The following is a 14,286-nucleotide window of genomic DNA, read 5'->3' as shown; positions in this document are numbered from 1 at the left end:
AATGGCAAACAAATCCTTTCCCGGCAGCATCTTCTTAAGGTTTGCGGATTAGCCTCTCAAGTACCCCGGGGATATCAGTTTACAGGCCCAGTACACAGCCTATGAGTAGCGGCGTCAGCACATCAACCGACAAGAATATCGTCGATCGCACGCGCAGCCACCGCAACAAGGCTGTCTCGAAGGCTGTCCGTGCGACCCGTGATCGACTGCAGTCGTCGTCCAATGGCAATTTTGCGTTTGATCGCGATATGCTCTCCATCCATATCGGCTCCGGTTTGCAGGCGGCACTGATGACGCCGCTCGTTGTTGCTGTCGTCACCGCCATCGGCTTCTATCTCAATCCGGATATCCACATCTTCGCCTGGGCGCTGCTGATGCTGTGCCTGCACGCGATCAACGTGCTTCTGGCACGCCGTGCGAGCAAGGTGGAGATAACGGCTGCCGACACCAGGAAATGGCGTAGACGCCTTCTGACGGGACATATCCTGCTCGGCTGCGGCTGGGGCGCCTTCGCGCTTCAGGGCTGCTCCACCTGCGCTGGCGACAGCTTCTATTTCTACAAGGGTGCGGTGCTTCTGTTTGCGGTGTCCTACACCGCCATGAGCACGTTCATGCTGCGCCAGAGCGTTCTCTACGGCTTCGTGCCGATGATTGCGGCGCTTCTCAGCATCGCCATCCTGTCGGGTCAGGTCCTCGATATCGGCCTTACCGCCATGTGCGCGACGGCTGTCGTGTTTTTCCATTACGTCGCCGAGCGCCTCTACCGCTCCAACCTGACGCTGATGTCCTATCAGTCGGAAAAGGACGATCTGATCGCCGAGCTCGAAGTGGCGAAGTCCATGTCTGACGAGGCTCGCCGCCGTGCAGAAGAAGCCAATCTGGCAAAATCCCGCTTTCTTGCCTCGATGTCGCACGAGCTTCGCACCCCGCTCAACGCTATCCTCGGCTTCTCGGAGGTGATGAGTTCCGAGGTCCTGGGCCCCCTCGCCAACCCGACATACCGGGAATATTCCGGCGACATCCACCGCTCCGGCCAGCACCTCCTGAACCTCATCAACGAGATCCTCGACCTGTCGCGCATCGAAGCGGGCCGCTACGATCTGACGGAGGATTCCCTGTCGCTTCTCGAAGTGGCGGAAGATTGCATCGGCATGGTCCAGCTGCGCGCCCGGGCGAAAAGCATCACCATTCGCGACCAGTTCGAAAAGCACATGCCGCAGGTCTGGGCCGACGAGAAGTCGATGCGCCAGGTCATGCTCAATCTTCTCTCCAACGCCGTCAAGTTCACGCCCCAGGGTGGCGAAATCACTGTCAAGGTGGGCTGGACCGCCGGCGGCGGCCAGTATGTGGCGATCAAGGATAACGGACCGGGCATTCCGGAAGAGGAAATCCCGATCGTGCTCTCCGCCTTCGGTCAGGGATCGATTGCCATCAAGAACGCCGAACAGGGAACGGGCCTCGGCCTGCCGATCGTCCAGGCGATCCTCGCCAAGCACGACGGCCAGTTCATCCTGCGCTCGAAGCTGCGTGAAGGCACCGAAGCCATCGCCATCCTGCCCTCGACCCGCATCCTCCAGAGCGTCCCCGCCATCGCCGACGCCCCCCCCATCGAGCGCCGCCGCAAAAGCTTCGCTTAACATTACTCCGCGACTTCAGTCGCGAGCCAGGTCACCAATTGGTCAGTTTCACAACGTCGTCCGGCAAAGTCACAGTCGACAACTGGGGCTATGAGCTGCAGGGCACGAACGGCAATCCGCTCGATGCCGGTCTGCTGGCGTCCGCGACGCATGATTTTCTTGTCATCGATTCAACACGCGACGGCAGCAATGCGGAGCGGTTTACCGCCGACGAGATCACCCGGATGAAGGACGGCATGGGCGGTCGCTCGGTGGTCGCGTCCTATATCTCGATCGGCGAGGCCGCGGAGTTTCGCGACTACTGGAAGACGACATGGACATCGGGCGGCGAAGCCCGCGACAAGCTGACGTCGAATGCCCCCGACTGGCTCGGTCCCGTCAACGCCGACTGGCCGGAATCGCGCAAGGTTCGCTACTGGGACAAGGACTGGCAGGACCTGATCTTCAACGACAAGAAGACCGGTGACTTCGATGCCATCGTCAAGGCAGGCTTCGACGCCGCCTATCTCGACATCGTCGATGCCTACTATTTCTGGGGCGCCGAGGCCTCGGCCAAGGACAGGCAGCCGGGCGATCCGGCCAACACCAAGCAGGCTGCACAGCGCATGGTGGATTTCATCGTCGCGCTGACCGAGCATGCCCGCAAAACCAATCCCGACTTTTTCGTCATTCCGCAAAATGGCGCCTTCATCATGGAGGATCTCGGCTCCGACAGCGCCCGCAAAAAGGCCTATCTCGGCGCAATCGGCGGCATCGCAGTCGAGGACGTCTATTATGGCGGCGATGCGGATGAGAACAACAAGCTCAACCCGGACCGCGAAACGATCGATGTCCTCAAAAAGGACTTTCTGGCGAACGGCAAGCCGGTCTTTGCCGTCGATTATATCAATGGCACGGCGCGGATCGACGAATTCAATAAGCTTGCTCTGAAAGACGGGTTCATCCCATACGCCGCACCAGACCGCGATCTCGACCGCCTGGCCGCACCCCATGACGGCGACCCGGCCTTCATCAGACCGACCGACAAGAACGATAGCCTGCGCGGCTCGCAGCTTGCCGATACGATCGACGGTCTTTCCGGCAACGACCGGATCGATGGACGCAACGGCAATGATCGGCTCGATGGCGGCAAAGGCAACGACACCCTGATCGGCGGATCCGGCAACGACAAGCTTTCCGGCGGGGCCGGAAACGACAAACTCTACGGCGGCGCCGGCAAGGACGTCCTGTCCGGCAGCAGCGGCGCGGATATCTTCGTGTTCGATACGAAGCTCGGAGCGTCAAACATCGACACGATCAGCGCTTTCAGTGCGAAGGACGACACCATCTGGCTGGACGACGACGTGTTCGCCAAGGGGGGCAAGGTCGGCGATCTCCTGTCGAGCGCATTCCACACCGGCACCAAGGCGCATGATGCCAGCGACCGGATCATCTACGACAAGCTGACCGGCAAACTGTTCTACGACGCCGACGGCACCGGCAAGACCGCCGCCGTGCAATTTGCCCAACTGGACAAGAACCTCAGCCTCACCGCCTCCGATTTCGACATCATCGGTTGATGCCAGAGCGCGGTCAGGTCGACATCCAGATCTGCCTCACCACCACATACAGCGCAAACAGGCCGTTGGCGCAGAGCAGACAGAACACGGCGAAGGAGCCGAGATCCTTCGCGTGCCGCCCGACGACGGAAATCTCCGGCGACACCCGGTCGACCAGTTCCTCGATTGCCGTGTTCAGCGCTTCCACGCAAAACAGCACCAGCATCAGGATGACGTAGATGAAATAGTCGGCAAAGCCGGCGCCGGCGACCGCGAAGATGACGATCCCGATCAGGAACGCATAGACTTCCTGCCGGAACGCCGCCTCAAGCCACAGCCGTGAAAACCCCTGCATCGAATACCGGAAGGAAGCGACGATCCTGCGAAAGGTCGCCGCCTTCTCGATATTGCTGTCCAGCGGCGTCTTTTCCATGCAGGGACTAGTCCTTGTTGCTGACGCCAGCCTGCTCGAAGGTCGCCATGCCGGTGTGGCACGCAGCCGCTGCTTTGACGATACCGGCTGCAAGGGCGGCACCGGTACCCTCGCCCAGCCGCATGCCGAGCGCCAGAAGCGGCGTCTTGCCAAGCTTCTCGATGGCTTTCAAATGCCCCGGCTCACCGGAGACATGGCCGATCAGGCAGTGATCGATCGCCGATGGATTGGCAGCTTTGAGAATAGCAGCCGCAGCCGTCACCACATAACCGTCGAGCAGAACTGGGATCTTCTCCATCCGCGCCGCGAGAATAGCGCCAGCAATCGCCGCGAGCTCACGTCCGCCGAGGCGACGCAGCACTTCCAGCGGATCCGACAGATGCTCCTTATGGAACTCCACCGCCTGCTTCACCACGGCCACCTTGCGGGCCAGAAGCTCGCCATGCGAACCGGTCCCGGGACCAACCCAGTCTTCCGCTTCGCCGCCGTAGAGCGCGAGATTGATCGCGGCCGCAACCGTAGTGTTGCCAATCCCCATTTCGCCGATGCACAGAAGATCGGTACCGCCGGCAATCGCCTCCATACCGAACGCCATGGTCGCCGCACAGTCGCGCTCGGAAAGTGCCGCTTCGGTGGCGATGTCCCCGGTCGGATAATCGAGCGCCAGGTCGAAGATCTTGAGGCCGAGATCATGCGTCACGCAGATCTGGTTGATCGCCGCACCGCCAGCCGCAAAATTCTCGACCATCTGCTGCGTCACGGACGAGGGAAACGGCGTGATTCCGTGTCTGGTGACACCGTGATTGCCGGCAAAGATCGCCACCAGCGGCCGCGTGACGCTCGGCGCCCGCCCCGACCAGGCCGCCAGCCAATAGGCGATCTCTTCAAGACGTCCGAGCGAGCCCGCCGGCTTGGTCAGTTGCGCGTCGCGTTCGCGGGCCGCCACCAATGCCCTTGCATCGGGACCGGGGAGGTTCTGCATCAGGGTGCGGAAATCGTCGAACGGCAGGCCGGTCATGCTCATGGAAAACTCTCTTCGGTCTTTTCGGGCGGTATCGTCTTCTGACGCTGGATCAGGTAGGGATTGATCATTCAGCAAATCATACTTTATGCGCCATCTCATAATCGGCTATCAGCGACGCGACAAGGTCAGGTCGGACGGGACAAGGTCAAAAAGGCTGCGGCCGAAAAACCCATTCTAAAAACAGGCCTCGCAAAGGCAGGAGAGACAAACTGCTACACGCAAACCACTTCGTTGCAGATCTCGCCCGCTCGGTAGGGTTCCTCAGCCGCCTGCCCGTGCCGGATCGCTTCTTTGCCGGCTATGACGGCACGGTGTCACGTGCCGTGCGCGCATTTCCGGTCGCCGGATTGCTGATCGCGTTTCTTCCAGCTCTCATTCTGCTCGCCCTCTGCAGCATCCAGTCAACCGCTGGAGATACGCTCCTGCCGGTTCTGATCGCGCTCGCACTGATCACCCTCTTGACCGGCGCGCTGCACGAAGATGGCCTTGCCGATGCCGCTGACGGTCTCGGCGGCGGACGCGATGCGGATCATGCGCTCCTCATCATGAAGGACAGCCGCATCGGCTCCTACGGCGTCGTCGCGCTGATCCTCTCCTTCGGCCTGCGTGCCGCAGCACTGGCCGGCATTGCGCAACTTTCGCCAGAGGCGGCGGCTCTTGCCCTTCTCTCCAGCGCCGCCGTCAGCCGCGCACTCCTGGTCGCCCACTGGCGCGCCCTGCCGCCTGCGCGAAGCAACGGTGTCGCAGCCGGGGCCGGCGTTCCGGACGACCATGCCCGCAATCTCGCGCTCGCCATCGGCGCCTTCTCCGGCCTTGTTTTGCTCATACCCGGTTTCGGCCTGCCGCATGCGCTGATCGCGCTTGGCCTGTCTGCCGCCGCCGCCTGGGGTTTTAGCCGCTACGTGGCGAAGAAACTCGGCGGACATACCGGCGATACGATCGGCGCCACGCAACAACTCTGCGAGATCGCCCTGTTATCGGCCCTTGCTCTCGGCCTCTGAACCCACGATATGGACGCGATGATTTCGCCTTGCACACTGATATGTTCGATCGACATGAAAACAGGCTTCTGCGTCGGCTGCGGCCGCACTGGCAACGAGATAGCCGGATGGACCGGTTTCACCGATGACGAGCGCATTCAGCTGCTGGACCTGCTGCCGACACGGCTCGATACCGTCGACCCCGGCAAGCTCCTGGAAGTCAGTCGCAAGAGAACCGCAGACGCCAAGATCAGGAAGGAAACAACAACCGCATGAACGGCTTTACCGTTGTCCTCCTCATCCTCGGTGCCGGTCTGGCGCTGCTTGTCTACAACCACGACAGCGGCCGCACATTCGGCATGGCCAACGAGGATTTCGGCAGCCTCGTCTATCTGATCCCGATCGCCGCACTTTTATCCGCCGGCGTCCTGCAGGGCCGCCGCGGCAATCTCGGAACGGTGGCCCGCCAGATCGCCATCTGGCTCGTCATCATCATGGCGCTGGTCGCGGCCTATCTCTACCGAAACGATTTCAGCAGCTTTGGTGCCCGCATGACGGCAGGCCTGATGCCGGGCACCGCGGTCGTCACCACAGCCAGCGACGGCAGCAACGAAGTGGTCATCCACAAGACGCTCGGAAACCATTTCCAGGCCAATGTCGGCGTCGACGGCAAGGTCCTGCCAATGCTGGTCGACACCGGCGCAAGCAGCATCGTCCTCACCTATGAAGATGCCCGCCGGATCGGCCTCGATCCTTCGGCACTTAGCTATTCGGTGACTGTCATGACCGCCAACGGCCGCGCCCAGGCAGCGCCGGTGCGTTTGAGCGAAGTCTCCATCGGCCCGATCGTTAGACGCGATGTCCGCGCCATGGTGGCGGAAGAAGGAAGGCTCGACGAAAGCCTTCTCGGCATGACCTTCCTCTCCACACTCCGCTCGATGCAGATGCAGTCCGACGAGCTGAGGCTAAAGGATTAGTCCAAGGCCGCCTCGGCTTGACGAATGAAGGCTTTTATTTCCAGCCGCAACCTTTCAAGGTCGCTGATATTCACGTCATCCTTGATGCCGTCTACCCTCGCGAGGATTGTCTTGGCACCCTCGATGAAGCTCCTCTCGGCGGAGAGGAGGAAGCCTTTGTTGCATCGCTCTAAAGCGATCGCACAGTCGATCGATCTCGCCTCGAGCGCCAAGCTCAGAAGATCCCTCTCAAAATGCTCGAAAGTCGAAAGTTCCTGCAACGCCTTGCCGAAGTTCTCTTCAAAAGAGGCTACGTCGTAGGGATCGTATTCTACCCAGTCCGTTCGTTTGAGATCGGAGGGAGCCGTTCCATTCTTTGATTTTACGATGATAAGAGGTTTGCCGCTCATCGCCGCAAACCCAAGCTCCAAGGCAATATTTGCCATCGCTGTCGAGCGGGTATCTTCCGAGAAAATTGCGATGGTAAATCCGGTGGACCGGATCAGCCCCAGTATTCTCTCCAGGTAGTCCTTCCCGCCGGTTGTGCTACTCGCATCGACCGCCTTGTAGCCGGCGTCTGCAAGCTTTTGCTCGACCGCGTCCTTGATCGCGATATCGATATCCGGAGGATCCCCCAACTGACGCATCACGAAGGCACCTTTCGGAATCAACCTTCTGGGAGGCTCCCCGAGAACAGCTTCAGACAGAGGGGAAAATAACAGGGGCACCTATCGGTTAACGCCTCTCAAAATCACGCCCTTGTAAGGGCCTGGCGTCTTCTTCTCGTCGATTATTCGGCCAGTGGCGGTGTCGATCTTCACCCAGCGTCCGGTGACAGGATTTTGGATTTGGACACGCTCCTTCACGGCGCCTCTTGTGGAAACTTCAGCGGTATTTTTTGCCATATCGGGATCCTAGAATGCCTCTGGAAAATCGCATGATTTCGATGCCCTGACAATCGATCCCCTCGGAAATCAAGATGCCAGAGACGTAATCGGGCCAGCAGACGTAACTGATGGGAGATCCTTTCTCCGAAACAAACTCGGCGGATCGCCGATCACGCGTTTGAAGGCGCGGCTGAACGAGGCCTCGGCGTCATAGCCCAGCCGCTCGGCAACCATCGCCACGCGCATCCCGTCCTTCAGCCACAGCCGGGCCTGGTGCATCCGCACCCTCGCCACATACCGCGCAGGCGTTTCGCCGACGACGCGTGCGAACCGTTCCGCAAAGCCCGAGCGGGAGATGCCCATCAGCCGCGCCAGCTCCACATTGTTCCAGTCGCGTTCCGGCTGAAGATGGATGGCCGCAAGCACGCGGCCGACATCGGGGCTCCGAACGGCTGCGATCCAGCCGCGCGTCTCGCCGCAGCCGTGTTCAACCCAGGTGCGGATCATCGTTGCCATCAGCACGTCAGCCAATCGCGCCAGAATGCCACCGGCACCGACTCGGTCCATATCCACTTCGCGCGTCATCGCCTCGAGGAGATGCGGAATGGCCGGGTCATCCTTGGCAAGATCGCTGGTCAGCATCGTCTCCGGCATCATCTGCAAAAGCGGATGCAGCCGGTCGACGTTGAAGCGAAGGGAGCCGCTGAACACCAGCGTACCGCCGCTCTCGGAAGTATTGCGGCACTTCAGATCGTAGATGCCGGTGCAGACTTCCTTGCGGCCGTAGTGTTCGAACGGCAGGGTGGGTGCATCGGCAGCGCTCGCCAGAACATGCGCCTCGCCCCGCGGGATCAGCACCGCATCGCCGGTTTTCAACTCCTGCCAGTTGCCGGTTTCGGTCTTGATGATCGCCCGGCCGCATTTGATGAAATGAAACCGCGCGGCATCCTGCGCCGGAAACGCCGTTCCCCACGGCTCGGCCAGACGGCAGCGACCGTAGTCGACCCCATCAAGGCGAAGCCCCCGCAACATTTCGGTCAGCGGATCGGACGTAAGGTCAGATGTCAGTTTGGACGAATGATCAAGCATATCGGATTATCTAGCATGGAACATCCGGCGAGTGAAGCCTATCCAGGGCGCATCATTCAGTCAGGAGTCTACACCAATGGATATGAGCGTCCAACGAGCCACGTCGCCGCAGGCCGACGACACACCCGCACGCTGGGGAGCTGTCATATCGTTGACGCTTGGCGTCTTCGGCCTTGTTACCGCGGAATTCCTGCCCGTCAGCCTGCTGACGCCGCTGTCGGCAGATCTTGGCGTCGGCACCGGCGTTGCCGGCCAGTCGATCACCACGACCGCCGTCATTGCAGCCATCGCCGGCCCCGGCGTCATCATCGGCACCCGCAATATCGACCGGCGCTGGACGGTTCTCGCCCTGACCACGCTTCTGATCATCTCGAGCCTGCTGGCGGCGGTCGCCAACCACATCGTCATGCTGCTGGCCGCCCGTGTCCTGCTCGGCATCGGTCTTGGCGGCTTCTGGGCCATGTCGGCAGCACTTGCCATGCGCCTCGTGCCGCCGGCCCGCATGCCGCGCGCCATGGCCATCATCATGGCCGGCGTCTCGCTCGCCACCGTCTGCGCTGCTCCGCTCGGCGCATGGCTGGGTTCGACGCTTGGCTGGCGCTCGGCATTCTACCTCTCCGCAGCCGTTGGCGTGGTCGCGCTGGCCGTTCAGGCCTTCACCCTGCCCGCCCTGCCACCGACCGGCCATGCAGGTCTTGGAACGCTCGCTGCCCTGATGCGCCGTCCGGCCATCCGCACCGCACTGTTCACCATCCTCCTCTTCGTCGCAGGCCATTTCGCCGGCTTCACCTATATCCGCCCGTTCCTGGAGCGCGTGCCGAAGCTCGACGTCGAAACGATCTCGCTGATTCTGCTCGGCTACGGCATCGCAGGCTTCGTCGGCAACATCCTCGGCGGCATTGTCTCGGAACGCAATGCACGTCTGTCGGTGACGATCTTCGGCAGCCTTGTCGCCGTATCGGCCCTGATACTGGCGATCGGCGGCGCATCGCTTGTCGTCTCAGCTGTCGCAATCGCCCTCTGGGGCCTCGCCTTCGGTGCATTCCCGGTCAGCATCCAGAGTTTCGTCGTGCGTCACGCCCCTGACGAGGCCGAAAGCGCCGGTGCGCTCGTGATCCCCGCCTTCCAGATCGCGATCTCCAGCGGTGCGGTCCTCGGCGGCATCCTGATCGAAACACAGGGACCGATCGCGGTGATCTCCTTCCTCGGTCTCGCCGCCCTCGCCGGCACCTCGGTCATGGCCGCCCGCGGCGAACGTCGGCGACTGTCACTGGGCTAGACAGGCCCGAACCAACGCGCAAAAGAAACGCCCGCAACAGCAATGTTGCGGGCGTTTCTGTGAGGGTCTCTTGAGTGGAGGCTGCCAGGTGCGGACCGGCTGAGCCGGTTAGTTCCGCAACCGATACCCGGTCTTGAACATCCAGCCCAACACCGACAGGCAGATCACCAGGAACAGCGCGATCATGCCGACCGAGATCATCGGATTGACGTCGGCGATTTCGTAAAAGCTCCAGCGGAAGCCACTGACCAGATACAGAACCGGGTTGAGGTGGCTGACCGCCTGCCAGAAGGGCGGCAGCATGTCGATCGAGTAGAAGCTGCCCCCGAGAAACGTCAGAGGCGGGACGACCAGCATCGGCACCACGTTCAACTGCTCGAAATTCTTCGCCCATATGCCGATGATGAAGCCGAACAGACTGAAGGTGATCGCCGTCAGCACCAGGAATAAGATCATCATGAATGGATGGGCGATGCGGATCTCCACGAAGAAGGACGCGGTCGCCAGAATGATCAGGCCGATGATCAGCCCTTTGCTCGCCGCTGCTCCCACATAGCCGAGCAACACCTCGGTCATCGCCACCGGCGCAGACAGGATCTCGTAGATCGTGCCTGTAAACTTCGGGAAGTAGATGCCGATCGAGCCGTTGGAAACGCATTGCGTCAGCAATGTCAGCATGATCAGGCCCGGCGTGATGAACGACCCGTAGGACACGCCTTCGATGGTCTGGATACGCGAGCCGATCGCCGTGCCGAACACGATGAAATAGAGCGACGTGGTGATGACCGGCGACAGCACGCTTTGCAGCAGCGTACGGCGCATGCGGGCCATCTCGAAATAGTAGATCGATTTGACGGCTTCGAAATTCATGCCCGTTCTCCCGCTTTTTCAGCCACCAGCGCCACAAAAATATCCTCCAGCGAGCTTTGCCGCGTGGAGAGATCGCGGAAATGGATGTTTTCCCGCGCAAGCGTCGCCAGAAGCGAGGCGATACTGTCCTGCGCTTCCTCGCCCTGATAGTCGTGGATCAGCGTCGTGCGATCGTCGGACAGCGTTAGATTGTAGGAGGCTAAGCTGTCCGGCAGCGCTGCAAGCGGTGCTGCAAGCTCCAGCCGCAGCTGCTTGCGGCCAAGCTTCGTCATCAGCTTTGCCTTTTCCTCCAGGAGCAGAAGGCTGCCGCCATCGATGACGCCGACCCGGTCGGCAATCTCCTCGGCTTCTTCAATATAGTGGGTGGTGAGAATGATCGTGACGCCGCTTTCGCGCAGCTTTTCCACCACCAGCCACATGTCGCGGCGAAGGTTGACATCGACGCCCGCGGTCGGCTCGTCGAGGAACAGCACTTTCGGCTCATGCGACAGCGCCTTGGCAATCAGCACGCGACGCTTCATGCCGCCTGACAGCTCGCGCAGCATGCTGTCCTTTTTCGTCCAGAGCGAGAGGTCCTTCAGGATCCTCTCGATCAGCGCCGGGTCCGGCTTGCACCCGTAGACGCCACGCGAAAAGCAGACGGTGTTCCACACGGTCTCGAACTGGTCCGTGGTGAGTTCCTGCGGCACCAGACCGATCAGCGAACGGGTCTTGCGAAAGTCCTTCACGACGTCGTAGCCGCCGACTTTGACAGTTCCGGAACTCGGGTTGACGATCCCGCAGATGATCGAGATCAGCGTCGTCTTGCCGGCGCCGTTGGGGCCGAGAAGCGCTAGGATTTCGCCCTCCTCGATATCGAGATCGACGCCCTTCAGCGCCTGAAAACCATTACCGTAGGTCTTGGTCAGCTGGCGGATGGAAACGATAGAAGTCATTGTTACTCGCTGGGAGACTTGAATGGGGAACTGAATTTCTGAATTGGCATCAGATATAGGCACAAGGCATCGTGCAACCATCCCCAGGCAGTCGAATATTGCGTTCGGATTTCGCGACCAATGGTGTCAGGCAAACACGCTCAGGAAGAACTGGATCGATATTCCCACCAGAAACAGCGCGAAACCGAATTCCAGCTGCCGCTTAGACAGCGCGTGCGCCAGCCTTGCGCCGCAAGGTGCCATCAGCAGCGTCACCGGGATCAGCAGCGCCACCGCCATCCAGTTGATGTAGCCGGTGGAAAACGGCGGCAGGCCGGGTTCACCCCATCCGCCCCAGACGTAACCGATCAGGCCCGGCAGCGAAATCAGCACGCCGACGCCGGATGATGTCGCGACGGCCTGATGGATGGAGCGGCCATAGAGCGTCATGAAAGTGTTGTTCATCACGCCGCCGCCAATGCCCATAAGCCCCGAGAGAATACCGATCCCCGTACCGACAAGGAATTTGACCGGGTTCTTGGGCAGATCGTCGCCCAGCTGCCAGCTTGCCCGGTTGAATATCATCCGCAGCGCCAGAAGCAGCGAGATGACGGCAAAGATGATCCTGAGCTCGGTGCTGGACGACCATGCCGCGACGACGGCGGCGATCATCGTGCCGAGCGGCACGGCAATGATCCAGCCCTTCAGGAGATCGATGTCGACAGCATCGGCGTTTTTCTTTCGATGCGCCATGAAGGAGCGGATCGACGTCGGCACGATGATCGCAAGAGAGGTGCCGAGCGCCAGATGCATACGCACCGCGTCGGAAATGCCCAGCAGGCCGAACACGTGAAAGAAGATCGGCACCAGGATCGCGCCGCCACCGATCCCGAACAGCCCGGCAAGAAGTCCCGCCAGCACGCCCGCTGCCAGAAGTGCTGCGATGAAAGGCAAAAGGTCTGCCAGCGGCGGCATGAGAGGCTGCATCGATCGTCTCCGAAGTCAGCGCTCAAAAACTGGATTCTGCATGCCGCTGTCATTTTCCCGTGACGTTCTGACAGCATGATTGCGCAGAGGCAAGCAATGGGCGCCCGGTTCCAGGTTTCTGGAGTGCCGCAACACCAAACCGGTCGGCCGTTATCACCAGATCCTTTTCAGCATTTTCTTTCGCTTGCCGCATCACCCCGCCTCAGCCAAAGGCGGGTCTCCTACCGGGAGACAGGCTTCCCCCCGCGAGCCGTCTCCACTTTCGCCGGCCTCCGGGTGAAAACCCAGAGCCGGCTTTTTCTTGTGCTGCGTGAGCTTGGGCAACCGTAGCGTGGACGTCAGCTACAGTAGCGCCGACCGCCCTTGCGCGGGCGCAGGTCGAAGTGGAAGTGGTTCCAGTGCTCGGCATTGCTACCGGGTCCGAGCACCGTGTTGAAATACTTGCAGCTGTCGGTCCGCACGGATTTGAGCAGCGCGCCCTCGCGGAAGGAAAACAGCCCCTTCTTGCGCACGTTGATATCGTGACCGTTCTTCAGCACGATGGCACCGATATCGATCGCATTGCCCTTGGCATGTTCCGACATCGGGTTGTAGCGCTGCCGCGAATTGTTCATGCGGCGGCAGGAATAGCCACCCATCGGCTGGATCTTCTGGATGCCCGAGAGGTAGCGCAGACGTGCCGATGGTGCGAGTTCGCTCTTCACCCACTTGGCGAAGGCAAGCGTCACCTGACAGTTCAGCGTCACCGCCGGCTTGACATCGATGCCGCCGGAAAGACCGGAAAGCTTCACGGGGTAGTCGACGCCGCAGCTCGGACCGTTGGAGATGCGCGGCTGATCCCGGAACTCGACGCCCATCCGGCGCAGTTCCGCCCGGCAGCTCACTTCCGATTGCGGCATGACGTTGCGCAGAAACGGCTTGTCCGGCTCGCTCATCGGACCCGACTGGATCGTTGGATTGTTCGGACGCAGCATCGCCACCTGCTGGCTGCGAACCGGCGCACGGCTCGGCGGCGTCACGGGTGAACGGTCGCCCCAGACCTGGCTTCCGCCGGCCAATCCGTCATTCATCATTTCATCGCGCGCGCCCGCGCCGGAACGCTTCGGCGGCACGATGACACGATCATCTTCGACGTTGGAAATCGGCTGTCGTCTCGCCCTCAGTGCACGGGGATTGTCCGTGCCGATGCCATCGACCACCGGCTGGTCGCCGACGCCTTCGGCGATATCGCTGTCCTGCTCCTCCGCAAGGCCCGTCACACCGCTCTCGTCCGGATCGAAGCCGAGCTCGCTATCCATGTTGACGCCCTCTTCAGGCGCAGCCGTGGGCATTCCGCCCTGCCCGAGCGGCGAGGAGGATACGGGTGGCGCCAGCGAGGCTGACTGCATCGGTTGCGGCGCGCGCAGATAATGTCCCCCGTCACCGGGAGGGCTGTTCGAGGCGACCGGAGCGTTCATCATGCCAACCGAAGCGGCTGGCGAAGGACCAGCCTGATAACCGGCGTTTGTCTGGTAGGGCGACTGGGCTATCGTGTCGGGCGGCAGCGGCGCGACAGGCTGGATCGCGCCGACGCGCGTCCCGCTATCGATCGACGCAGGCGGAACAAGGTCGCTGGAAGAACAGGCGGCAAGCATGGTGGAGACCATCAGCAGCGCCAAAGCTTTGCGCATAAAAGTCTTCGGGGCCATCCGT

General features: G+C 61.3%; 15 protein-coding genes. 6 read left to right on the top strand and 9 right to left on the bottom strand.

What is annotated here, in order from left to right:
* The first annotated feature begins 101 nt into the window (after positions 1–101).
* Positions 102–1,637 (top strand): sensor histidine kinase, encoded by a 1,536-nt coding sequence (locus tag AC0JZ8_RS13170; RefSeq protein WP_430257183.1) that lies wholly within the window; start codon positions 102–104, stop codon positions 1,635–1,637.
* 38 nt (positions 1,638–1,675) lie between these two features.
* The gene (locus AC0JZ8_RS13165; RefSeq protein WP_471892695.1) at positions 1,676–3,196 is read left to right on the top strand and encodes an endo alpha-1,4 polygalactosaminidase; all 1,521 of its coding nucleotides are present in this window, start codon (positions 1,676–1,678) and stop codon (positions 3,194–3,196) included.
* Positions 3,197–3,209: 13 nt separating this feature from the next.
* On the opposite strand, the gene AC0JZ8_RS13160 is transcribed toward AC0JZ8_RS13165, so the two are convergent.
* A complete protein-coding gene (locus tag AC0JZ8_RS13160) occupies positions 3,210–3,608 on the bottom strand; it encodes a diacylglycerol kinase (protein ID WP_471892694.1) in 399 nt (132 codons plus the stop codon).
* 7 nt (positions 3,609–3,615) lie between these two features.
* Positions 3,616–4,632, bottom strand: a complete 1,017-nt coding sequence (gene cobT, locus AC0JZ8_RS13155; RefSeq protein WP_062456473.1) for a nicotinate-nucleotide--dimethylbenzimidazole phosphoribosyltransferase — start codon at positions 4,630–4,632, stop codon at positions 3,616–3,618.
* Positions 4,633–4,841: 209 nt separating this feature from the next.
* Here cobT and cobS point away from each other — a divergent pair, with 209 nt between their 5' ends.
* Genes cobS through AC0JZ8_RS13140 form a run of 3 tightly spaced genes read left to right on the top strand, consistent with a single transcriptional unit; the run spans position 4,842 to position 6,589 of the window.
* A complete protein-coding gene (gene cobS, locus AC0JZ8_RS13150) occupies positions 4,842–5,633 on the top strand; it encodes an adenosylcobinamide-GDP ribazoletransferase (protein ID WP_471893371.1) in 792 nt (263 codons plus the stop codon).
* Between the two features lie 9 nt (positions 5,634–5,642).
* Positions 5,643–5,888, top strand: coding sequence for a DUF1289 domain-containing protein (locus AC0JZ8_RS13145; protein ID WP_471892693.1), 246 nt, complete (start codon positions 5,643–5,645; stop codon positions 5,886–5,888).
* Positions 5,885–6,589, top strand: a complete 705-nt coding sequence (locus AC0JZ8_RS13140; RefSeq protein WP_471892692.1) for a TIGR02281 family clan AA aspartic protease — start codon at positions 5,885–5,887, stop codon at positions 6,587–6,589. Before AC0JZ8_RS13145 ends, AC0JZ8_RS13140 begins: the two co-directional genes overlap by 4 nt.
* On the opposite strand, the gene AC0JZ8_RS13135 is transcribed toward AC0JZ8_RS13140, so the two are convergent.
* From AC0JZ8_RS13135 to AC0JZ8_RS13125, 3 genes are all read right to left on the bottom strand, one after another.
* Positions 6,586–7,215, bottom strand: coding sequence for a hypothetical protein (locus tag AC0JZ8_RS13135; protein WP_471892691.1), 630 nt, complete (start codon positions 7,213–7,215; stop codon positions 6,586–6,588). The genes AC0JZ8_RS13140 and AC0JZ8_RS13135 overlap by 4 nt on opposite strands.
* 81 nt (positions 7,216–7,296) lie before the next feature.
* Positions 7,297–7,473, bottom strand: a complete 177-nt coding sequence (locus AC0JZ8_RS13130; protein ID WP_192076979.1) for a hypothetical protein — start codon at positions 7,471–7,473, stop codon at positions 7,297–7,299.
* A gap of 69 nt (positions 7,474–7,542) precedes the next feature.
* Positions 7,543–8,544, bottom strand: a complete 1,002-nt coding sequence (locus tag AC0JZ8_RS13125) for an AraC family transcriptional regulator (protein WP_471892690.1) — start codon at positions 8,542–8,544, stop codon at positions 7,543–7,545.
* 76 nt (positions 8,545–8,620) lie between these two features.
* Here AC0JZ8_RS13125 and AC0JZ8_RS13120 point away from each other — a divergent pair, with 76 nt between their 5' ends.
* Positions 8,621–9,823 carry an MFS transporter gene (locus tag AC0JZ8_RS13120; RefSeq protein WP_471892689.1) on the top strand — a complete coding sequence of 401 codons (1,203 nt, stop codon included), beginning with the start codon at positions 8,621–8,623 and terminating at the stop codon, positions 9,821–9,823.
* Between the two features lie 108 nt (positions 9,824–9,931).
* On the opposite strand, the gene AC0JZ8_RS13115 is transcribed toward AC0JZ8_RS13120, so the two are convergent.
* The 4 genes from AC0JZ8_RS13115 to AC0JZ8_RS13100 form a co-directional block, all read right to left on the bottom strand.
* On the bottom strand, positions 9,932–10,693 hold the full coding sequence (locus tag AC0JZ8_RS13115) for an ABC transporter permease (RefSeq protein WP_062456458.1): 762 nt from the start codon (positions 10,691–10,693) through the stop codon (positions 9,932–9,934).
* A complete protein-coding gene (locus AC0JZ8_RS13110; RefSeq protein WP_471892688.1) occupies positions 10,690–11,628 on the bottom strand; it encodes an ABC transporter ATP-binding protein in 939 nt (312 codons plus the stop codon). The genes AC0JZ8_RS13115 and AC0JZ8_RS13110 overlap by 4 nt, the downstream gene beginning before the upstream one ends.
* Before the next feature lie 126 nt (positions 11,629–11,754).
* On the bottom strand, positions 11,755–12,582 hold the full coding sequence (locus tag AC0JZ8_RS13105; protein ID WP_471893370.1) for a sulfite exporter TauE/SafE family protein: 828 nt from the start codon (positions 12,580–12,582) through the stop codon (positions 11,755–11,757).
* Positions 12,583–12,932: 350 nt separating this feature from the next.
* Entirely contained in the window at positions 12,933–14,282 is a 1,350-nt protein-coding gene (locus tag AC0JZ8_RS13100) for an extensin-like domain-containing protein (protein WP_471892687.1), read from the bottom strand.
* Between the last annotated feature and the right edge of the window lie 4 nt (positions 14,283–14,286).

Source organism: Velazquezella soli (assembly GCF_977018685.1).
Note: the sequence above shows the minus strand (reverse complement) of the source record. Positions and strands in the feature narration are given on the sequence as shown.

What these genes read in the sequence shown, in the direction of transcription:
- AC0JZ8_RS13140 (WP_471892692.1), top strand. Translation starts at nt 5,885, where the DNA reads ATGAACGGCTTTACCGTTGTCCTCCTCATCCTCGGTGCCGGTCTGGCG.
- AC0JZ8_RS13120 (WP_471892689.1), top strand. Translation starts at nt 8,621, where the DNA reads ATGGATATGAGCGTCCAACGAGCCACGTCGCCGCAGGCCGACGACACA.
- cobT (WP_062456473.1), bottom strand. Translation starts at nt 4,632, where the DNA reads ATGAGCATGACCGGCCTGCCGTTCGACGATTTCCGCACCCTGATGCAG.
- AC0JZ8_RS13105 (WP_471893370.1), bottom strand. Translation starts at nt 12,582, where the DNA reads ATGCCGCCGCTGGCAGACCTTTTGCCTTTCATCGCAGCACTTCTGGCA.
- AC0JZ8_RS13160 (WP_471892694.1), bottom strand. Translation starts at nt 3,608, where the DNA reads ATGGAAAAGACGCCGCTGGACAGCAATATCGAGAAGGCGGCGACCTTT.
- AC0JZ8_RS13115 (WP_062456458.1), bottom strand. Translation starts at nt 10,693, where the DNA reads ATGAATTTCGAAGCCGTCAAATCGATCTACTATTTCGAGATGGCCCGC.
- AC0JZ8_RS13145 (WP_471892693.1), top strand. Translation starts at nt 5,643, where the DNA reads ATGGACGCGATGATTTCGCCTTGCACACTGATATGTTCGATCGACATG.
- AC0JZ8_RS13130 (WP_192076979.1), bottom strand. Translation starts at nt 7,473, where the DNA reads ATGGCAAAAAATACCGCTGAAGTTTCCACAAGAGGCGCCGTGAAGGAG.
- AC0JZ8_RS13170 (WP_430257183.1), top strand. Translation starts at nt 102, where the DNA reads ATGAGTAGCGGCGTCAGCACATCAACCGACAAGAATATCGTCGATCGC.
- AC0JZ8_RS13100 (WP_471892687.1), bottom strand. Translation starts at nt 14,282, where the DNA reads ATGGCCCCGAAGACTTTTATGCGCAAAGCTTTGGCGCTGCTGATGGTC.
- AC0JZ8_RS13125 (WP_471892690.1), bottom strand. Translation starts at nt 8,544, where the DNA reads ATGCTTGATCATTCGTCCAAACTGACATCTGACCTTACGTCCGATCCG.
- AC0JZ8_RS13135 (WP_471892691.1), bottom strand. Translation starts at nt 7,215, where the DNA reads ATGCGTCAGTTGGGGGATCCTCCGGATATCGATATCGCGATCAAGGAC.
- AC0JZ8_RS13110 (WP_471892688.1), bottom strand. Translation starts at nt 11,628, where the DNA reads ATGACTTCTATCGTTTCCATCCGCCAGCTGACCAAGACCTACGGTAAT.